This window comes from Sphingomonas sp. NFX23 (assembly GCF_049887795.1).
Lineage (GTDB): Bacteria > Pseudomonadota > Alphaproteobacteria > Sphingomonadales > Sphingomonadaceae > Sphingomonas.
The window spans coordinates 177999-197546 of the sequence record NZ_JAGEKH010000003.1; the positions used below are offsets into that span (position 1 = coordinate 177999).

Sequence of the window (19548 nt, forward strand, 5' to 3'; positions counted from 1 at the left end):
GAAACAGGTACCCCGTAGGGACGCCGTCCTGAATGATGCTTGAATATGGTCTTGAATATGGCTCGGCGTTCAAAGGTTCCGCAGGCTCAACGCCCGCGGCCCTCGAATTCCCTCAGGTAACTGTTGTTCGGCGACAGAATGATCGAAGTCGATCCTTCCGGTGCCGGGCCACCGTCGGCACCAAACGTGTGCCGATACGACTGCATCGCACGGTAGAAGTCGTAGAAATCCGCGTCCTTGCCAAAGCTCTCGGCATAGATCTTCGCGGAATCCGCATCCGCCTGCGCACGAACGATCTGCGCCTGCTTCTGACCCTCGGCACGGATCGTGATCGCCTCCTGCTGACGCGCGCTCGACATACGCTTGAGCGCGCTTTCGAGTGGCAGGCCGACGGGAAGATTCGCCTGCTTAATACGGACATCGACGATCTCGACACCGTATTGGCTGGCGACGCGCTGGAGACCCTTCTGGATGTTGTCCATCAACTCGGACCGCTCCGGGCTCAGCAATTCGACGAAGCGCCGCTTGCCGAGTTCGTTACGCAGCGCAGACCCGAGGATCGGACGAAGCTGATCCGGAATCCGGTCCTCGCTGCCGACCGCATTGCGCATCTTGCGCGGATCGACGATCCGGTAGCGCGCATAGGCGTCGACCTCAAGCCGGAGCTGGTCGGTCGACAGCACCAGCGTGTTGTCGAGTTCCAGATCCTGCACCCGCTTGTCGATCCAGACGATGCGGTCGACGAACGGGATACGCGCGATCAGGCCGGCGCCGGTCTGGCCGAACGGCGTGTTCGGCTGCCACGCGTTGACGGTGCGGATCGGCTGGCCGAAGCGCAGAATCACCGCCTGCTTGGTCTCGGGCACGATCGCGAACGTCGATGCGGCGAGGATCACGAGTAATAGCGCGATGATCCCGGCGACGATCGGGTTGCGGAAACTCACGGCGTTCACTGGGCAGCTCCAGGCTGGGGGGCAGCAGCCGCCGCAGCAGGCGCTGGTGTCGACTGGACAGCCTCGGGGTTCGGCAGACGCTTGGCGTTCGACAGCGGCAGATACGGCACCACCCCGCCCGGCGTCTCGACGATCGTCTTGTCGCTCTTGGCGAGGACCGCCTCCATCGTCTCATAATACATGCGGCGACGCGTCACTTCCGGCGCAAGCTTATACTGCTCGTAGACCTTGTCGAACGACGCGGCTTCGCCCTGCGCGCGCGCCACGACCTGCTGCGCATAGGAGCGCGACTGGTTGAGGTTGGCAATCGCCTCCTGCTGCGCGGCTGTGACGGCGTTGAAGTCCTCGACGATCCGTGCGGGCGCCGCGGCCTGCTTGATCGCGACGCCCTGGATACGGACGCCCGACTTATAGTCGTTGAGGATCTGCTGCGTGAGTTCAGCGACGCGCTGCTCGATGACGGTACGGCCAGTGCCGATCGCCTGATCGAGCGTCGTCGTGGCGACCACCGCGCGCATCGCGCTCTCGGCAGCGGCACGGACGGTGTCGTTCGGCTCGGCAAGCTGGAACACGTAATCGCGGGGGTCCGAGATATCCCAGCGGACCGAATACGCCAGATCGATGATGTTCTGGTCACCCGTCAGCGTCAGGTTCTCGCCGTCACCGACGGGGAAGTTGTCGGTGCGGATCTTCTGCACGTCGACCACCGTCACGTCGGCGATCGGCGCGGGCATCGTCAGGCGAACGCCCGGATCGAGCGTGCCCGCGTATTTACCGAAATAGGTGACGACACCGCGCTGCTGCGGGCCGATCTGATGGACCGAGGTAAACAGGATCCAGACCACCGCGATGATCGCGACGCCGATCGCCCAGAGCGCGCGGGCGTTGGCGCCTGACGGCAGGCCACCGAAGCCGCCAGTGCCGCCGCCGCCACCACCCGAGCCGCGCGCTTTACGCAGGAACTCGTCGAGCGCGGTCGGCTTGGCGGCAGGCTTGCGGCCACCTGGAGGTTGCGCCCAGGGATTGCGCGGGCCGCTGTTACCGTCGTCGCCCGAGCCGCCCCAGGGGCCTTTCGGTGTTTCGGTGGCGAGGATATCGGGGCGCCGGAACCAGCGCGAGAAGATCGTCATACCAACCTTTATAGGTGTGCGCTGGCGGAAAAACAGTGCCAAGCGCCCTTAGCGGCCCTATCTGGCCACGATGATCGATATCGAAGCGGTAAAGGCGGCGGTTGCCGCAGTGGCGGGCAAGCGGGCGACCGTCCGGCTCGAGGGAACCCGGGCTGGCATCATCATCGATGCGACCGGGCTCGACCCGCAGGCGCGCGACGCGCTGGAGGCGACCGTGCGGATGGCCGCGACCCAACCCGGTGTGTCTGAGGTGCGGATCGCGGTGACCGCGGAACGCTCGACCCGCCGGCTGATCGCAGTCGCCAGCGGCAAGGGTGGCGTCGGCAAATCCACGCTCGCTGCCAATCTCGCCATCGCGATGTCGCGTGCGGGGCGCCGCGTCGGGCTGGTCGACGCCGATATCTACGGCCCGTCGCAGCCACGCCTGATGAACGTCGAGGGCACGCGACCGACCGCGAAGGACAAGGTGCTCGACCCCGTCCCCACCCCGTACGGCGTACCGCTATTGTCGATGGGCCAGCTCGTCGAGCCGGGCAAGGCGATCGCGTGGCGCGGGCCGATGGCGGCGGGCGCGCTCGGCCAGCTGGTCGAGGCAGATTGGGGCGTGACCGATACGCTTGTGCTCGATCTCCCCCCCGGCACCGGCGACGTCCAGCTGACGATGGTCCAGAAATACCGCCCCGCAGGCGCGGTGATCGTCTCTACCCCACAGGATCTCGCGCTGATCGACGCACGCCGCGCGATCGACCTGTTCGAGAAGGCCGGCATCCCGATCATCGGCCTGGTCGAGAACATGGCCGGCTATGTCTGCCCACATTGCGGCGAGGCGTCGGACCCGTTCGGCAATGGCGGCGCAGAGGCGGCGGCGCGCGAGCTCGGCATCCCGTTCCTCGGCCGCGTCCCGCTGACGATCTCGATCCGCACCGCATCCGATGCCGGCACGCCGCCGGCCTCGAACCCGGACGATATGATTTTCATGCCGATCGCGGCTCAGGTCGTCGCATGGCTCGGAAAACTGTGAAACTCGGCGGCCTGATCTACGTTATCTGATTACCGGTCGTACCCGACGCGTAGAGTCGCGGTACGAGCGGACCAGGTTTCTTCTTTGCAGGAGGCATCGATGCCGTTGACCGCCGATGCCGACATCAAGTCTTTGCTCGAAAACGCCCGCACGATCGCGATGATCGGCGCCTCGGACCGCCCAGATCGCCCGTCGTACGGCGTGATGGCCAAACTGCAGGGGCATGGCTACCGCGTGATCCCGGTCAATCCGCAGATCACCGGCGAGCATGTCCATGGGGAGTTCGTTTTCCGAGACCTGTCGCAACTCGGCGACCCGATCGACATCGTCGACATCTTCCGCAACTCGGCGGCTGCTGGCGAAGCGGTCGATCAGGCGATTGCAGCAGGTGCGAAGGCCGTCTGGATGCAACTCGGCGTGGTCAACGAAGAGGCCGCGGCGCGCGCCGAAGCCGCCGGCCTCCAAGTTGTGATGGACCGCTGCCCGGCGATCGACATCCCCCGGCTCGGGGTCGCGAAGATCGGGCAATGACGCTTGCCCTCCCCGGCGATCGCGGCCAGTCTGCGTGTCTGTCCGGGAGGTGCCGATGCTCGCGATGCTGCTGTCGATACTGATCGACGACCCGCTGATGGCAACTGCCAAGGCCCGCATGGCTGCCGAGCAACCCTGCATCCAGAGCGCCGACGAGACGGACATCACCGTCTGCGGGATGCGCACCGCAGACCGATTTCGGGTGCCCTTCGTAGTACATGACGCCGGCGACCCCAAGCATGAGAGCGTCCGCAACGAACGTACTCGCCTGCTCAACCGTACGTCGCCACTCGCCGATCTCAGCCCGTTCCAGGTTGGCGGCGGGATGGCGGGCGTTACGATGACGGTAGGCGGCGAAGGCGGCACGTCGTTCCGCAAGCCCGCACCGTAAGGACCTGATCATGTTCGCCATAATCCTGTCCTCGCTGCTCCAGGCGTCCGCCACTACCGCTGCGCCTGCGGCACCGCCGGTGCCGGGGCGCTTTTCGATCCTCGTCGACCCGTGCGCTACGCAGACGAAGGACGGGAACGAAGTTGTCGTCTGCGGCAAATCCGCGACGACCACCCCACGCCTGCCAATGCGCGACGATCGCGGCCCGCCCGATCATGCGGTCGCCTCCAACCCCAACCTCACCGCCGTCCGCGCCTTGGAGTTGTCGGATACACCGTGCGCCGCGCGGCAGGGAGGATGCCAGGTCGGCTTCGGCCCACTGATCGCCCCAATCGCGAAGGCCGCGGTCGGACTGATCAAAAGCGCCCTAGCAAAGAAACCCGACAAACGCGGTCGCGTACCGATTGATCTCGACGGCCCCGTCGGCACGGTGAATTAGGCGGCAGGCAGAAGCCGTACCATTCAAGCGCGTATCGACGTGCTGGATGGAGTCGATGAAGTAAGTCGTCTCAACACGCTTCGCCGTAATCGCCCGGCCGATGTTTCCCCGCGAAGGCGGGGCCCCAGTCTGGACTCCCGCCTTCGCGGGAGAACAGGGAGGTGGTTGCCTCGCTGTCCTCCACCCCGGCGAAGGCCGGGGCCCAGTTGGGAGACGGCGCTAACGAGGCGTGCGCGTCCTTACTGCGACCTTTCCAACTGGGCCCCGGCCTCCGCCGGGGTGGTAGCCTTTAGACGGGTGTGGCAGTCATTACCGGTCGCACTCGCCTCAATCCAGAATGTGCATCCACATCGGCTGCCCCACGAGGCTCTGCGACCCCCGCAGTTTCTCCAACGCCTGCGCAATCGACCGCTCAGGGCTCTCATGCGTCACGATCGCCACCAGCACGCTGCCGTCCGCGATCGCTCCACGCTGGATCAGGCTCTCGATCGACACACCCGCATCGCGCATCGCCGCTGCGATCTCCGCCAGCACGCCGACCCGGTCCGCGACGGTGAACCGCAGATACGCGCGGCCCCGCCGCTGGCCACTGTCGGCCTTGGGCGCTGCCGTAAGCGACACCACCGGCATCGCGAACGGCGGGCCGAACTCGCCGCGCGCGATATCGATCAGGTCGGCCACTACCGCGCTCGCGGTCGGACCATCGCCCGCACCCGCACCCTGGAACAACAGGCGACCGACGAAATTGCCTTCCGCCACGACCGCGTTGAGCGAGCCGGTGACGTGCGCCAACGGGTGATCGATCGGCACCAGATGCGGATGGACGCGCTGGAACAGCCCGTCGGCCCCCGCCTCCGCCAGCCCGAGCAGTCGCACGCGATACCCCAAAGCCGCCGCCTCGGCGATGTCCGCACCCAGCAGATGCCGGATACCGCTGATCGCGACATCGTCGAACGCCGGCTGCGTCCCGAATGCGACCGCCGCCAGGATCGATAGCTTGTGCGCCGCATCGACGCCGTCGATGTCGAAACTCGGATCGGATTCCGCGAACCCCAACGCCTGCGCTTCTGCCAGCACCTCGGCGAAATCGCGCCATTCGGATTCCATCTTCGACAGGATGAAATTGCAGGTACCGTTGAGGATTCCGTAAACGCGGGCGATCTCGTTCGCCGCAGCACCTTCCCGCAGCCCCTTGATGACCGGAATGCCGCCCGCGACCGCCGCCTCGAATTTCAGCGCGACGCCTGCCCCTTCGGCTGCCTGCGCGAGTTCCAGCCCGTGATGCGCGATCATCGCCTTGTTCGCGGTGACGAAACTCCGCCCCGCCCCCAGCGTGCTTCGCGCGAGCGTCAGCGCCGGTCCGTCGGATCCCCCGATCAGCTCGACCACGACATCCGCCCCCGGCTGTTTCGCCAGCGCGGTCGTATCGTCGACCCACGCGAACCGCGACAGATCGACGCCGCGATCCTTGCCCCGATCACGTGCCGAAACCGCGACGATCTCGATCTCGCGCCCGGCCCGCCGCGCAATCAACTCGCGGTTCGCATCCAGCAATCGGATAACCCCGCCGCCAACGGTCCCCAGGCCCGCAAGGGCCACGCGCAATGGTTCGCTCATTTTCGTCCTCCACTCGCGCGTCCGGTTACGTTTCGCGGACGTTTTGCGCAATCCTGATGACGCACGCCTCCGGCGCCCCTATCTGAGCGTCATGTCCGGCCGCTTCGATCACCTCCCCAACCGTCGCACGATCATCGATCGCCGCGCCGTCGCCGAAACCATCGCCGCGTTGGAGGGCGTCGACCCGACAGCGCTCCGCCGCGACGCGACCATGCTGTTGAAGGCGGCGCTGGAGAAAGGTCGGGTCGAGGTCGAACGTCGCCTCGTCGAACACCCATCGCGCGGGTTGGAAGCATCGAGTGCACAGGCGTACCTGATCGACGCGCTGCTCCGCATCCTGTTCGATTTCACGACACAGCGGCTCTACCCCCTGCCCAATCCCACCTCGGGCGAACGCCTCACGCTCATCGCGGTCGGCGGTTACGGCCGCGCGGAAATGGCGCCGCATTCGGATGTCGACATCGGCTTCCTGACCCCCGGCAAGCAGACGCCCTGGGCCGAGCGCGTGATCGAGTCGATGCTGTACGCGCTTTGGGATCTCGGGCTGAAGCTCGGCCAGTCCAGCCGCTCGCTCGACGAGATGGTCCGCCAGGCCAAGAGCGACGTCACCGTCCGCACCGCGCTGCTCGAGGCGCGCTACGTCTGCGGCGACACCGAACTGTACGAGCAGGCGTCGCACCGCTTCAAGACCGAGGTCCAAGCCGACACCGCGCGCACCTTCATCGCCGACAAGCTCGCCGAACGCGACGCACGCCACCGCAAGATGGGCGACACGCGCTACGTCGTCGAACCCAACGTCAAGGAGGGCAAGGGCGGCCTGCGCGATCTCCACGCGTTGTTCTGGATCGGCAAATACATCTACGACGTCCAGCGCGCCGCCGAACTGGTCGAGGTCGGGCTGTTCACCAAGGCCGAATACCGGCTGTTCCACCGCGCCGACAATTTCTTCCAGGCGGTGCGCTGCCACCTCCACAGCATCACCGGCCGCGCCGAAGATAGGCTGACGTTCGACCTGCAACGCGAGATCGCCGACCGGATGCGGTTCTCCGACCGACCCGGCAAGTCGAAGGTCGAGCGCTTCATGCAGTTCTATTTCCTGCAGGCAAAGACCGTCGGCACGCTCAGCGGCGTCTTCCTCGCGCATCTCGACGAGAAGTTCGCCGCGCGGGGCCGGCGCTTCGGATTGCCGACGATCCGCCGTAGTCCGCGGAAACTCAACGGCTTCGTACTCGATCGCGGGCGGCTGGCACTGCCAAGTGACGACTTCTTCCGGGCCGACCCCGAACGCCTGATCGAGATCTTCCAGCTCGCCGACAAGCACGGCGTAGAGATCCACCCGCTCGCGATGCGCGCCGCGGCGCGGGATGCGAAGCTGGTCGACGACGTCCGCAACAGCCCGACGGCGAACGCGCTGTTCCTAGACGTTCTGACCTCGCCTCGCGATCCCGAACTCGTGCTGCGCTGGATGAACGAGGCGGGCGTATTCGGCCGGTTCGTGCCCGATTTCGCGCGCGTCGTCGCGCAGATGCAGTTCGACATGTACCACCACTACACCGTCGACGAGCACACCATCCGCGCGATCGGCCTGCTCGCGCGGATCGAGAACGGCACGCTGAAGGAGGACCATCCGCTCGCCAGTGCGATCTTCGAACAGATCGTGTCGCGACGCGCGCTGTACGTTGCGGTGCTGCTTCACGACATCGCCAAGGGCCGCGGCGGCGATCATTCGATCCTCGGCGCGGAGGTAGCGCAGCGTCTGTGCCCACGCTTCGGCCTGACGCCTGCCGAGACCGAAACCGTCGCCTGGCTCGTGCGCTGGCACCTGCTGATGTCGGCCACCGCGTTCAAGCGCGACCTCAGCGACTTCAAAACGATCCTCGATTTCTGCGACGTGGTGCAGAGCCCGGAGCGCCTCCGCCTGCTGCTCACGCTGACGATCGTCGATATCCGCGCCGTCGGGCCGGGCGTGTGGAACGGCTGGAAACGCCAGTTGCTCGGCGATCTCTACGAATCGGCTGAGGAAGTCCTACGGTTGGGTCACAAGCAAAAGGGTCGTGCCGAGCGGATCGCGGCCAAGCAGCAGCATCTGCGGGACGCGCTAGGCTGGAGCGAGGAGTCGTTCGGGACGCTCGTTCACCGGCTCCCCGAAGCCTATTGGATTGCCGAACCCGAAGACGTGCTGGCGCACAACGCCCGCTTCCTGGCGACCACGGGCGACGCGCAGCTCGCGATCGACGCACATGTCTATCCCGGGCGCGGGGCGACCTTGGTGACGATCTATGCCGCCGATCATCCCGGGTTGTTCTACCGCATCGCGGGCGCGATCCACGTCGCCGGCGGCAACATCATCGACGCGCGCATTCATACCACGCGCGACGGGATGGCCGTGGACAACTTCCTTGTGCAGGATCCGTTCGGGCGGCCGTTCGACGAGTCCGGGCAGCTTTCGCGCCTGAAGACCGCAATCGAGGACGCGCTCGCTAACCGCGGCAAGCTTGCCGACCGCCTCGTCGCGAAACCGCTGCCGCGCACTCGCGCAGAGGCCTTCGACATCGTGCCGAATGCGCTGGTCGACAACAAGGCGTCGAACCGGTTCACGGTGGTCGAGGTCAACGCGCGCGATCGGCCGGCGCTGCTGAATCAACTCGCCAACGCGCTGTTCCAGTCGAAGGTGACGATCCACTCCGCGCACGTCGCGACCTATGGCGAGCGGGCCGTGGATACCTTCTACGTCACCGACCTGACCGGCGATCGGATCACCCAGCCCGCGCGGTTAAGGACGCTGGAGCGGCGCCTGCTGGCGGCGGCGGCAGGCGAAGAGATCGATCTGGCCGCTTAGCGCGCTTCCGGTTCTCCCGCGAGGACAGGAGCCCAGGGTAACAGAGCGTAGCGCCTGTAATCCTGGGCCCCTGCGTTCGCAGGAGAACCGGGGTTTTCAGGTAGCACGAGCAAAAAAGCCGACCCGCAGCGAACTGCGGGCCGGCTTTTCATTCAGTCACCCGATCAGAAGCGCGAGCGCAGCGTCAGGCCGTAGGTGCGTGGCTCGGCGAGGAATGCCGAGTAGAGCGCGTTGCCGGTGCCACCATAGGCTGCGACGTTGGCCGAAGACCCGGCACCCTGGAACGGCGTGTTGAACGCGACCTGGATGTAGTTCTTGTTGAACACATTCTGTGCCCAGAACTCAAGCGCCCAAGCCTGGTCCTTGCCGCGCAGGCCAACGCGGGCATTCACGACGGCGAAGCCGTCCTGCTTCTTCTCCGGCGCTAGATCGGAACCGGTATTATAGTCCGACGACAGGCGGCTATCGACATAGATCAGCCCCGACATGCCGTTCGAGCCGAGATCCGGCGTCCAGGCGAACGACGTCGTGACGACGTTCTTGGGGGCGTTCGACAACTGGCTGCCCGGCAGCAGGAAGAGTGCGCGGTCAAGCGGCTCGCCGGTCGTCGAGCTGCCGATCAGGTTCTTGCGGAAATGGGTATCAGCATAGGTATAGCCGGCCGTGAACGTGACCTGCTTGATCGGCGACATCGTCGCTTCCAGCTCGACGCCCTGCGAGATCACGCCCGGCTTCTTCGAACGGTTGGTCGGGCACCCTCCCGTCTGCGCACCGGTGACCGGATTGAACCCGTTGTCGCTATCGAGGCCGCCCAGGCTGTCCTTGCACGCTTCGATGTTCTGCACGACGAAGATCGAGCCGTTGAAGGTGTTGAGCTGGAAGTCGGTGAACTCCTCGCGGAACGCGGCGACGTTGAACGTGAAGCCGCGCGTGTTGAACTTCGCCCCGAGCTCGTAATTGTTCACCTTCTCGGCGTTGAAGCGCAGGCCCGGTGCGTCGGCATTGGTCCGCGGCGTCAGCACGCCGTTTACCCCGCCGAGATCCGAACGGTCGAGGTTGTAGCCGCCCGCCTTGTAACCCTTGGCGAACGACGCGTAGGTCAGCAGCTTGGTGAACGGCTTCCACGACAGGACCGCCGTGCCGGTGAACTCGCCGTCGCCGAAGCTGTCGTTGAGGCTGAGCGCGTTCAACGCCGGGCTGGAGTTGCCGGTGCAGGTCAACGTCACGATGCCCTGCGCGAACGCCGTGGCGCCGCTCTGCGACTGCGTGAGGGGAGCGAGAGCCGCCTGCTGGATCGGGCAGACCGTGTTGTTGTTGTTGAACTTCGCGTTGAACTTCTTCGTTTCGTGCGTGTAGCGAAGACCGCCGGTCAGCGACAACGTGTCGGTCAGATGCAGGATGTTGTGTGTGAAGAACGCGTAGTTCTCGCTCTTCTGGCGGTAGATCGAGCCGGAGTCGCCAACGTTGTTGACCCCGCCACCGAGACCGACCCCACCGGTCAGGCGGTCGAGCGCCGACGTGATCAGGCCGCCAGCTGGGCCAAAGGCGCCGGCGATCGTCGCGCGTCCGGCCGCGCTCATGCAACCTGGGTTGTTCTGGTTCTGCAGCACGGCATTCGGGCTGACCGTTGCGACGAGGCGGCAGGCAGCAAACTGCCCGTATTGCGCGCCGAAGACGACGTTATCGACCAGCTTAAGCTTCTCGTTCGAGTAGAAGCCGCCGACCAGCCAGTCGAGCTTGTCGTTGAACAGCGAACCTTGGAGGCGCGCTTCCTGCGTGAAGGTCTTGAACTGGCGGTAGGCATTGCCGTCCGCCGCGCGGTGCGTGAGATCGATGTTGGTATAATCGACATCGCCCGCGTTGCCCGACTTGTACTGGCGATACGCAGTGATCGACGTCAACGTCGCGCCACCGAGATCCCAGTCGGCCTGCAGCGAGCCGCCGTAATCCTTGGTCGTATTCCGGAAGGTCTGGCCGGGCGTGATCGCGACGTCTCGGCTGAACGGATCAGGCGTGTTGCCGGCCAGCGGGAACACCGCACCCTGGCGACGCAGGATGTCGACGATGCGGTTCGTCGTGTTGTTCGCGACCGCGCCATCGGTGTTAACCGTGGCGAAGAACGGCGCGACGCCGGCTGCGGTCGGGGTGGGATCGATCGTCTCGACCTGGTTGTAATATACCGCGCCGCAGCAGCTTTCCTTGCGGTGCGAATAGTCGCCGATCAGGCGGAAGCTCAGGGTATCGGTCGGCTTGAACAGCAACTGGCCGCGGACGAAATACCGATCGCGGTCGTTGACGCGGCTCTCGCTGCCGTTGGCTGCGGCGACGTTCTTGTAGAAGCCGTTGCGATTCACGTAGACGCCGTCGACCCGGAAGGCGAGCGTGTCGGCGATCAACGGGCCGGTGATGCCGCCCGCAATCCGCTTCTGGTCGTAATTGCCGTAAGTCGCCTCGGCGTTGCCATGCCAGTCGAACTCCGGCGACCGTGTGATGATGTTAATCAGGCCCGCGGAGGCGTTGCGACCGAACAATGTGCCCTGCGGTCCGCGAAGAACTTCAACCCGGTCGATCTCGCCCAGTTCGTTAAGACCGACGCCGGTGCGGCTGCGATAGACACCGTCGATGAAGACCGCGACCGAGCTTTCGAGGCCGGGATTGTCGCCGACCGTACCGATTCCGCGAATACGCGCGGACGCGTTCGATTCGTTACCGGTCGACGAGATCAGCAACGACGGCGCAAGCTGGTTGAGCGAGCGAATGTCGCTGCCGCCCGAATTCTGCAGCGCTTCCTGACCGACCGCCGAAACCGCGATTGGCACGTTCGACAGACGCTCGGAACGGCGCGTCGCAGTGATGACGATGTCGCTGGCGTTACCCTGAATCCCGGCGTTGGCGCTCGCCGCCCGCGTGGTGTCGGCGTCCGTTGCAGCGTTGGTCTGGCCGGCAACCGATGCGTTGGCGGTACCCTGCGAGGGCGATGCCTGCGCTTCGACGGTGGACGTCGCCTGTTGCGCGAATGCCGGCGTGACGATGGCCGCAGTCGCGACGGCGGACAACAGATATGCGGTCATACGCATCGGCATTCTCTCCCTGACGTGTTCGAATGTTTTCGAACTTATGGTTTGGCCGTTAGGTAGAGATATTCCACCGTTCACGTCTAGTGATTTCCGCATACGGAAGTCTATTTTTGAACATTGTGTCTCCAAACCGCCACATAGTGACAGGCACCAAACCCTAGTTTCAAATCGCAACTGTTTCAGGAAGGGAGAGCCCAAAGATGGCTCTAGTGATTTCGATGTCGGTCGCGTCTCGCCGGCAACGCGGGCGAGATCATTTCCACGGCGATGGCCGGCCGGGGTGGGAGAAGTCGCCGCGATGACCCCATCCGCCGCCATTCTGCATTCGCAAATTTGGAGAGCAGGCCCTGTCGAGATGGCCTGCTCCAAGCCTCTAGCCACTCCGCCGATACCCATGTCGTTGCCGTCACCAAGCTGCTGGATCGTAAGAGACGGCGGACTTGAATGCGTGAGGGCGCGTCACAAACATGCCATACAAAAAAGAGGCCGGCCGATCCCTCGGGACCGACCAGCCTTCAATCTCACAAAATAGCAGCCTGAGGCTGCTCAGCCGTTACTTCGGTGCGAGCACCATCAGCATCTGGCGGCCTTCCATGCGGGGATACGCCTCGATCTTGGCGATCTCCGCAACGTCGTCCTGAACGCGCTTCAACAGGTTCATGCCGAGCTGGCCATGGCTGAGTTCACGGCCGCGGAAGCGCAGCGTGATCTTGACCTTGTCGCCTTCGCCAATGAAGTCGTTCACCTTCTTCATCTTCGTGTCGTAGTCATGGTCGTCGATGTTCGGACGCATCTTGATCTCCTTGATCTCCTGCGTCTTCTGCGACTTGCGTGCGAGGTTCGCCTTCTTCTGCGCCTCGTACTTGAACTTGCCGACATCGAGGAACTTGGCGACGGGCGGATCGGCGTTAGGCGACACTTCGACCAGGTCGAGGCCATGCTCGGCCGCCTGCTCGATCGCTTCGCGCGTGTACATCACGCCCAGATTCTCGCCCTCGTGATCGATCACGCGGACCTTCTGGCTCTGGATGAATTCGTTGAATCGCGGGCCGTTCATTGCGGGCGTCTGCATCGGCCGGCGCATCGTGGGAGGACGTATGGGGTTTGCTCCTGAAGTTTCTGACAAAGTATTTGGGCCGGCTTATAGCGCAGAAACGCATGCACGGAAAGCCAGCCCCGTTGGATCACATATCGGGTGCGCGTGCCTCGTCCGCAAGACGCGCGATCGCTTCGTCGAGCGTCAGGATGGTCTGCGCCTGGCTGCCGAGCGTACGCAGCGCGACCTTGCCCTCCTCGGCCTCGCGCTTGCCGACGACCAGCAGGTTCGGCACCTTCGCCAGCGAATGCTCGCGCACCTTGTAGTTGATCTTCTCGTTGCGCAGGTCCGTTTCGACGCGAATGCCCGCCGCCTTCAGCTTAGCCGCAACCTCAAGTGCATAGTCGTCGGCATCCGACACGATCGTTGCCACGACCGCCTGCACCGGCGCGAGCCAGAGCGGGAAGCGGCCGGCATGATGCTCGATCAGGATGCCGATGAAACGCTCGAACGTACCGAGGATCGCGCGGTGGAGCATCACCGGGCGATGCCGCTCGCCGTCCGCGCCGACATAAGATGCGTCGAGTCGTTCGGGCAGCACGCGGTCCGACTGGATCGTGCCGACCTGCCACGTCCGGCCGATCGCGTCGGTCAAATGGAATTCGAGCTTCGGGGCATAGAAGGCGCCCTCACCCGGCAGTTCCTCGAAGTTCGCCTTGATCGTATCGCTCAGGCCGGACTGCATCACCGCCTCGCGCAATTCCGCCTCGGCCTTGTCCCACATCGCGTCGTCGCCGAACCGCTTCTCGGGGCGCAGCGCGAGCTTCACCGCATAGTCTTCGAAGCCCAGGTCCTTGTAGACGCTGTTGAGCAGCTCGCAGAACTTGCGTACTTCTTCGACCAGCTGATCCTCGCGGACGAAGATGTGCGCGTCGTCTTGCGTGAACTGGCGGACGCGCATGATGCCGTGAAGTGCGCCGTGCGGCTCGTTGCGGTGGCAGCAGCCGAACTCGGCCATCCGGATCGGCAGGTCGCGATACGACTTGATCCCCTGCTTGAAGATCAGCACGTGCGCGGGGCAGTTCATCGGCTTGAGTGCCATCAGCTCTCCCTTGCCGGACAGGACTGCGCCCTCATCCTCGCCGTTCGGGATCTCGTCGGGGACGACGAACATGTTCTCGCGGTACTTGCCCCAGTGGCCCGACTGCTCCCACTGCTTGGCGTCCATCAGCTGCGGGGTCTTGACCTCGGCATAGTCGGCAGCGTCGAGGCGACGGCGCATATACGCCTCCAGCTGGCGCCAGAGCACGAAGCCGTTGGGGTGCCAGAACACCGACCCCTGCGCCTCGGACTGGAGGTGGAACAGGTCCATCTCCGCGCCGATCTTGCGGTGATCGCGCTTGGCGGCTTCCTCGAGGCGGAAGAGATGCTGGTCGAGCTGCTTCTTGTTGAGCCAGCCGGTGCCGTAGATGCGTGACAGCATCGCGTTCTTCTGGTCGCCGCGCCAATACGCGCCCGACACGCGCGTCAGCTTGAACGCGGCCGGGTCGAGCTTCCCGGTCGACGCCATGTGCGGGCCGCGGCACATGTCGAGCCACTCGCCCTGGCGGTAGATCGTCAGTTCCTCGCCCTCGGGGAGTTCGGCGGCCCATTCGGCCTTGAAGCTCTCACCCTGCTGCGTCCAGCGGTCGATCAGTTGCTGGCGCGACCAGACCTCGCGCAGGAACGGCTCGTTCCGGGCGATGATCGCGCGCATCTCGGCTTCGATCGCCGGGAGGTCCTCCTCGGTGAACGGGCGGTCCTTCGGCGCGAAGTCGTAATAGAAGCCATCGTCGGTGGCTGGGCCGAAAGTGATCTGAGTGCCGGGGAACAGGTGCTGCACCGCTTCGGCCATGACGTGCGCGAGATCGTGGCGGACGAGTTCGAGCGCTTCGGCCTCGTCGCGCGCGGTCACCAGCGCGAGTGCGGTGTCGCCCTCGAACGGCCGGTTGAGATCGCGCACCTGCCCGTCGATCCGCGCGGCGAGCGCGGCCTTCGCGAGGCCCGGCCCGATCGCGGCGGCGACATCCGCGGGGGTAGTCCCGGGCGCAACCTCGCGGACGGAACCGTCGGGCAGCGTGATTCGGAACATGGCGGACATGGAGGACTTTCTGGTGTTGGAAGAGGCGCGGCTTATGCAGTCGCGCACCCTATATAGGCAAGCCGGCGTCGAACGTCACGCTACCCCAAAAGGGACGACGTGGTTTGCCTGCGTGTGGCCGACCTCCGCGCGACCGAGATACGGCACGCCCATGTCGCGGCTCCACCGCACCATCATGTAATCGAGCGTCTCGCCCCAGGGCGGATCGTTCTCCTGCACCGCCGTCACGGCGCCGAGGCGCAGGCCGGCGATACCCTTCAACTGCGTGGCGTTGGCGACTTTGAAGAGCATGCGGTCGATCGCGTACATTGGTTCGGACACCTCCTCGACGATCAGGACGTGGTCGGTAAGGTCGGGCAGCCACGGCGTGCCGATCAGCGAGGTGAGGATGCTGAGGTTGAACGCCGCCGACGGGTGCGCGTTCAGTCCCGGCTCCAGCCCCGCCCGATCACCTCGCACCATCCAGCCGAGCGATCGCGCGACCGTCGCTTCACCGTCGTGGCGGTTGATGTCACTGACCATTGGCCCGTGGACAGGCCGGCCGATCCGCCGGGCGTAGAGTGCGCCGAGCAGGAAGCCTACGTCCGAATAGCCGAGATAGGTCTTGTGACGAGCGGCGCGGCCGAGTTCGGGCATGACCATCGCCAGGATGCGGTTCGAGCCATAGCCGCCGCGCAGGAACCAGATCGCATCGAACGCCGGATCGTTGGCGTATCCGAGAAACGCCGCCGCCCGCCGAAAGTCGGAGCCGGCGAAGTGACCATCGGTCTCTAGGCATTGCGGGTGGAAGACGAGTTCGACCTCCGGGAACGCAGTGGCCGCGTAGGCGGTGATCTTGGCGATCGCCGCGGGATTGGTCCGGCTCGACGCGGCGAGGACACCGATGCGCATTGTTCGTGTTCCCGACCTTGCCCCGTTACCAAACCGCCCATATCGCGGGCCGATGGATATCAGCAAACCCTGTTTCTTCGTCGGCATCGGCGGCAGCGGCATGATGCCGCTCGCGATGATCCTCGCGGGCCGCGGCGCGACCGTCGCGGGTTCGGATCGCAACCTCGACCAAGGCCGCGTGCCGGCGAAGTTCGACGACCTCGCCGCCAAGGGCGTCGCACTGTTCCCGCAGGACGGCAGCGGGATCGTCTCGGCCGACCAGCTCGTCATCGCCTCGGCGGCGATCGAGGCGACCGTGCCGGACATGATCGCGGCGGATGCGCTCGGCTGCACCCGCTCGACCCGCGCTGCAATGCTGGCGTCGCTGTTCAACGACAGCCGCTTGCCGATCGGGGTGGCGGGGACGAGCGGCAAGTCGACCGTCACCGGCATGATCGGCTGGATCCTGCACGCCGCAGGGCGCGATCCGACGGTGATGAACGGGGCGGTGATGAAGAACTTCGCCACGCCTGACGCCCCGTTCGCGAGTGCGCTGGTCGGCGAAGGCGAGGCGTTCGTCAGCGAGGTCGACGAGAGCGACGGGTCGATCGCCGGGTATGCGCCGAAGATCGCGGTGCTGAACAACGTCAGTCTCGACCACAAGTCGCTGGAGGAACTGCGCCTGCTGTTCGGGGACTTCATCGCGAAGGCCGAGACGGCCGTGGTGAACGCGAACGATCCCGATGCGTCGGCGCTCGCGTCGCGGCTGCCGCGCGGTCAGGTGACGACGTTTGCGATTGATGCGTCGGCCGATCTGCGTGCCGAGAATCTGAAGCCGGAGCCGTTTGCTACCCGCTTCGACGTTGTCTCGCGCGGCGTGCGGACGCCGGTGAAGCTCGCCGTGCCTGGGCGGCATAACGTGTCGAATGCGCTCGCGGCGATCGGGGCGGCGATGGCGGCGGACGTGCCGTTGAGCGATGCGGTGAAGGCGATTGCTGGGTTCACCGGTTTGCGTCGTCGCTTCGACCTCGTGGGAGAGGCCGGAGGGGTCGCGGTGATCGATGACTTCGGGCACAACCCGGACAAGATCGCGGCGACGCTCGACACGCTCCACGCGTTCCCTGGGCGACTGCTGCTGTTCTTCCAGCCGCATGGCTATGGGCCGTTGAAGGTCATGGGGCCCGAGTTGGTCGCTACGTTCGTCGAGCGGATGGCGGAGGACGACGTGCTCGTCCTGCCGGACCCGGCCTATTACGGCGGGACGGTCGCGCGGGAGGTGACCAGCGCGGACATCGTCGGGCAGATCGTCGAGGGTGGTCGCGATGCTCGGCACATCGCCGACCGCGCCGACGCGGCCGCAGCACTGGTCGCCGAGGCACGGCCGGGCGACCGGATCGTGGTGATGGGCGCGCGCGACGACACGCTGAGCGTGCTGGCGGCGGGGATGGTCGGCGCGCTCGCCACCTGATACGGAGCAAGCAGGAGACCGCCCATGTTCCGCCGCCTGTTCCTCGACCACCCCGCCACCGTCGGGGAGAGCTATGTCGAACATTTCGGTGTCGCCGGACGCTTCGGCATGACGATGATAAAGGGCGGCCTCGGTGCGCTTGTGCATGCGTTCGTACCGGCGCTGTGCAAGACTCGCGGGAGCGAGACGGTCGCCGAGCTGCACCGCCAGATGGTGCTGAAGCGCGGCGCGGTCGCAGCCGATCAGACGCAGATGAAGACGGTCGAATTCATCATCTGACGATCTTTATGAAGCCCGCCGGCTTCCAAAGGTTAGGATAAAGTCACGCCCAGGACGCGTTCGCGGCCGGGTTGAGGGCGCGTGCCCTGCGCCATCTCGGCGCTCCCCTACCGACGATTAGGCAAGCTTGTGTAAAGCGACATTGACTCGCTCGTTATGAAATGACAAGTTTCCTTTGCTGATTCGAAAGGACACTTGACCATGCATAAGAGTCCCGCTCTCCGCCGTTACAATTACACCGTGTTGGGCCTCAGCCTCGCCTACATGGGCGCGCTGTTTGGCATCGTTGCTCTGTTCAGGACCCGTCCGCCCCACGGGGCCCTCGCGTATGCCGCCGCCATTCTGCCGGCGCTGCCACTGGTCGGAATTTTTCTGGCCTGGGGTCGCTATCTCACTGACGAGCCGGACGAATATATCCGAATGCTCACGATCAGAAAGACGCTGATCGCGACTGGCTTCATGCTTTCGGCGACGACGATCTGGGGATTTCTAGAAAGCTTCGGCTTGGCTGTGCACATCCCCGCCTATGCAGCCGGTATCCTATGGTTTGCCGGACTAATGCTGGGCGGTTGTGTCAATATCTTCGCGGTGCGGACCGGCCGCTCATGAAGAACCGCCTCAAGGTGCTGCGCGCCGAGCGGGACTGGAGCCAGGGCGACCTCGCCGACCGTCTCGAAGTCTCGCGGCAGAGCGTAAACGCGATCGAGACGGGGCGCTACGATCCGTCGCTGCCGCTCGCGTTCAAGATCGCCGAACTGTTCGACCTCGCGATCGAGGATATCTTCACCAGCCCGTCGAAGGAGCCGTGACATGATTTCGCACTTCAAAGCTCGCCTTGCAGCGACCGCCGTGACGCTGATGATCGTCTTGAGTCCCGCCGCGGGCCACGCACAGGCTGCGACGGCCGCCACGCCGAAGGTCGATGCGGCCGAGACTCAAATGCCGCATATCTCGGTGCAGACGATCGGCAAGGGCACGCCGGTGATCCTCGTTCCAGGGCTGTCGTCGCCGCGCGCGGTATGGGCGGGCGTCGTTCCTACCCTAGCAAAGTCGCACCGGGTGTATGTCGTGCAGGCCAACGGCTTCGGCGGCGACGATCCGCGCGCGAACCTGTCGCCTGGCATCCTCGATGGGATCGTCGCCGACCTGCACACGCTGATCGCCCAGTCGAAGCTCGGCAAGCCGGCCATCGTCGGGCATTCGATGGGTGGGCTGGTCGCGCTGATGCTGGCCAAGGCGCATCCCGAGGACGTCGGCAAGCTGATGATCGTCGATTCGCTGCCGTATATCGGCGAGATATTCGCGCCTGGTGCGACGGTTGCGGCGCTCGAACCACAGGCCAAGGCGATGCGCGCCGGCATGGCGGCGGCGTACGGCAAGCCGGCGAACCCGGCGGCGAACGTGGCGCTAGCCGCGCGCATGGCACTGAAGCCCGCGTCGCGCGCGGCGGTTGCCGATTGGGCGGCCAACGCGGATGTGCGCGTCTCGGCGCAGGCGATGTACGAGGACCTGACGACCGACCTGCGTCCCGACATGGCGTCGATCGCAGCGCCGATTACGCTCGTCTATCCGTGGAACGCGGCGGGGCCGACCAAGCCCGTCGCCGATGCGCTCTATCGGAAGGCTTACGCGACGGCACCGCACGTGACCTTCGTCGATATCGGCGACGCGGCGCATTTCGTGATGCTGGATCAGCCTGCCGCGTTCCAGGCTGCACTCGACGCCTTTCTCCGCGACTGAGGGGCGGCTAAGGTGTC

Annotated in this window: 17 protein-coding genes; 10 read left to right on the forward strand and 7 right to left on the reverse strand. The window is 65.2% G+C overall.

Annotated elements, in window-relative coordinates; all coding sequences use genetic code 11:
• Positions 1 to 86: 86 nt before the first annotated feature.
• Together hflC and hflK are read right to left on the reverse strand one after the other, a co-directional pair.
• Positions 87 to 953: a protease modulator HflC gene (gene hflC / locus J4O76_RS08480; protein WP_235518904.1), complete on the reverse strand. Its 867-nt coding sequence runs from the start codon at positions 951 to 953 to the stop codon at positions 87 to 89.
• On the reverse strand, positions 950 to 2083 hold the full coding sequence (gene hflK / locus J4O76_RS08485) for a protease modulator HflK (protein WP_056057565.1): 1134 nt from the start codon (positions 2081 to 2083) through the stop codon (positions 950 to 952). The genes hflC and hflK overlap by 4 nt, the downstream gene beginning before the upstream one ends.
• Positions 2084 to 2153: 70 nt before the next feature.
• On the opposite strand from hflK, the gene J4O76_RS08490 reads away from it, so the two are divergent.
• From J4O76_RS08490 to J4O76_RS08505, 4 genes are all read left to right on the forward strand, one after another.
• Positions 2154 to 3104: an Mrp/NBP35 family ATP-binding protein gene (locus tag J4O76_RS08490; RefSeq protein ID WP_426281305.1), complete on the forward strand. Its 951-nt coding sequence runs from the start codon at positions 2154 to 2156 to the stop codon at positions 3102 to 3104.
• A 99-nt stretch (positions 3105 to 3203) separates the two neighbouring features.
• A complete protein-coding gene (locus J4O76_RS08495; protein WP_426281307.1) occupies positions 3204 to 3635 on the forward strand; it encodes a CoA-binding protein in 432 nt (143 codons plus the stop codon).
• A gap of 55 nt (positions 3636 to 3690) precedes the next feature.
• A complete protein-coding gene (locus J4O76_RS08500; RefSeq protein WP_426281308.1) occupies positions 3691 to 4026 on the forward strand; it encodes a hypothetical protein in 336 nt (111 codons plus the stop codon).
• 10 nt (positions 4027 to 4036) lie between these two features.
• Positions 4037 to 4465 (forward strand): hypothetical protein, encoded by a 429-nt coding sequence (locus J4O76_RS08505; RefSeq protein ID WP_426281309.1) that lies wholly within the window; start codon positions 4037 to 4039, stop codon positions 4463 to 4465.
• A gap of 327 nt (positions 4466 to 4792) precedes the next feature.
• Here J4O76_RS08505 and J4O76_RS08510 read toward each other — a convergent pair whose 3' ends face one another.
• Positions 4793 to 6082 (reverse strand): homoserine dehydrogenase, encoded by a 1290-nt coding sequence (locus J4O76_RS08510; protein WP_426281310.1) that lies wholly within the window; start codon positions 6080 to 6082, stop codon positions 4793 to 4795.
• A 91-nt stretch (positions 6083 to 6173) separates the two neighbouring features.
• Between J4O76_RS08510 and J4O76_RS08515 the strand changes: the two genes are divergently transcribed.
• Positions 6174 to 8921, forward strand: coding sequence for a [protein-PII] uridylyltransferase (locus J4O76_RS08515; protein ID WP_426281312.1), 2748 nt, complete (start codon positions 6174 to 6176; stop codon positions 8919 to 8921).
• Positions 8922 to 9085: 164 nt separating this feature from the next.
• On the opposite strand, the gene J4O76_RS08520 is transcribed toward J4O76_RS08515, so the two are convergent.
• From J4O76_RS08520 to J4O76_RS08535, 4 genes are all read right to left on the reverse strand, one after another.
• Complete coding sequence (locus tag J4O76_RS08520; protein ID WP_426281314.1) at positions 9086 to 11998, reverse strand: TonB-dependent receptor; 2913 nt, start codon at positions 11996 to 11998, stop codon at positions 9086 to 9088.
• A gap of 553 nt (positions 11999 to 12551) precedes the next feature.
• A complete protein-coding gene (infC, locus tag J4O76_RS08525) occupies positions 12552 to 13082 on the reverse strand; it encodes a translation initiation factor IF-3 (RefSeq protein ID WP_031396176.1) in 531 nt (176 codons plus the stop codon).
• A gap of 100 nt (positions 13083 to 13182) precedes the next feature.
• Entirely contained in the window at positions 13183 to 15174 is a 1992-nt protein-coding gene (thrS, locus tag J4O76_RS08530) for a threonine--tRNA ligase (RefSeq protein ID WP_426281315.1), read from the reverse strand.
• Positions 15175 to 15249: 75 nt separating this feature from the next.
• Positions 15250 to 16065, reverse strand: coding sequence for an LD-carboxypeptidase (locus J4O76_RS08535; RefSeq protein WP_426281316.1), 816 nt, complete (start codon positions 16063 to 16065; stop codon positions 15250 to 15252).
• Between the two features lie 52 nt (positions 16066 to 16117).
• Here J4O76_RS08535 and J4O76_RS08540 point away from each other — a divergent pair, with 52 nt between their 5' ends.
• From J4O76_RS08540 to J4O76_RS08560, 5 genes are all read left to right on the forward strand, one after another.
• Positions 16118 to 17512, forward strand: coding sequence for a UDP-N-acetylmuramate--L-alanine ligase (locus J4O76_RS08540; RefSeq protein WP_426281317.1), 1395 nt, complete (start codon positions 16118 to 16120; stop codon positions 17510 to 17512).
• 24 nt (positions 17513 to 17536) lie between these two features.
• On the forward strand, positions 17537 to 17791 hold the full coding sequence (locus tag J4O76_RS08545; RefSeq protein WP_120299855.1) for a DUF6356 family protein: 255 nt from the start codon (positions 17537 to 17539) through the stop codon (positions 17789 to 17791).
• A 240-nt stretch (positions 17792 to 18031) separates the two neighbouring features.
• Positions 18032 to 18400: a hypothetical protein gene (locus tag J4O76_RS08550; RefSeq protein ID WP_426281319.1), complete on the forward strand. Its 369-nt coding sequence runs from the start codon at positions 18032 to 18034 to the stop codon at positions 18398 to 18400.
• Entirely contained in the window at positions 18397 to 18600 is a 204-nt protein-coding gene (locus J4O76_RS08555) for a helix-turn-helix transcriptional regulator (protein WP_426281321.1), read from the forward strand. Before J4O76_RS08550 ends, J4O76_RS08555 begins: the two co-directional genes overlap by 4 nt.
• A 1-nt stretch (position 18601) precedes the next feature.
• Entirely contained in the window at positions 18602 to 19531 is a 930-nt protein-coding gene (locus J4O76_RS08560; RefSeq protein WP_426281323.1) for an alpha/beta fold hydrolase, read from the forward strand.
• The last annotated feature ends 17 nt before the right edge of the window (positions 19532 to 19548 follow it).

What these genes read in the sequence shown, in the direction of transcription:
- hflK (WP_056057565.1), bottom strand. Translation starts at nt 2,083, where the DNA reads ATGACGATCTTCTCGCGCTGGTTCCGGCGCCCCGATATCCTCGCCACC.
- J4O76_RS08490 (WP_426281305.1), top strand. Translation starts at nt 2,154, where the DNA reads ATGATCGATATCGAAGCGGTAAAGGCGGCGGTTGCCGCAGTGGCGGGC.
- J4O76_RS08495 (WP_426281307.1), top strand. Translation starts at nt 3,204, where the DNA reads ATGCCGTTGACCGCCGATGCCGACATCAAGTCTTTGCTCGAAAACGCC.
- J4O76_RS08500 (WP_426281308.1), top strand. Translation starts at nt 3,691, where the DNA reads ATGCTCGCGATGCTGCTGTCGATACTGATCGACGACCCGCTGATGGCA.
- J4O76_RS08505 (WP_426281309.1), top strand. Translation starts at nt 4,037, where the DNA reads ATGTTCGCCATAATCCTGTCCTCGCTGCTCCAGGCGTCCGCCACTACC.
- J4O76_RS08510 (WP_426281310.1), bottom strand. Translation starts at nt 6,082, where the DNA reads ATGAGCGAACCATTGCGCGTGGCCCTTGCGGGCCTGGGGACCGTTGGC.
- J4O76_RS08515 (WP_426281312.1), top strand. Translation starts at nt 6,174, where the DNA reads ATGTCCGGCCGCTTCGATCACCTCCCCAACCGTCGCACGATCATCGAT.
- J4O76_RS08520 (WP_426281314.1), bottom strand. Translation starts at nt 11,998, where the DNA reads ATGCGTATGACCGCATATCTGTTGTCCGCCGTCGCGACTGCGGCCATC.
- infC (WP_031396176.1), bottom strand. Translation starts at nt 13,082, where the DNA reads ATGCGCCGGCCGATGCAGACGCCCGCAATGAACGGCCCGCGATTCAAC.
- thrS (WP_426281315.1), bottom strand. Translation starts at nt 15,174, where the DNA reads ATGTCCGCCATGTTCCGAATCACGCTGCCCGACGGTTCCGTCCGCGAG.
- J4O76_RS08535 (WP_426281316.1), bottom strand. Translation starts at nt 16,065, where the DNA reads ATGCGCATCGGTGTCCTCGCCGCGTCGAGCCGGACCAATCCCGCGGCG.
- J4O76_RS08540 (WP_426281317.1), top strand. Translation starts at nt 16,118, where the DNA reads ATGGATATCAGCAAACCCTGTTTCTTCGTCGGCATCGGCGGCAGCGGC.
- J4O76_RS08545 (WP_120299855.1), top strand. Translation starts at nt 17,537, where the DNA reads ATGTTCCGCCGCCTGTTCCTCGACCACCCCGCCACCGTCGGGGAGAGC.
- J4O76_RS08555 (WP_426281321.1), top strand. Translation starts at nt 18,397, where the DNA reads ATGAAGAACCGCCTCAAGGTGCTGCGCGCCGAGCGGGACTGGAGCCAG.
- J4O76_RS08560 (WP_426281323.1), top strand. Translation starts at nt 18,602, where the DNA reads ATGATTTCGCACTTCAAAGCTCGCCTTGCAGCGACCGCCGTGACGCTG.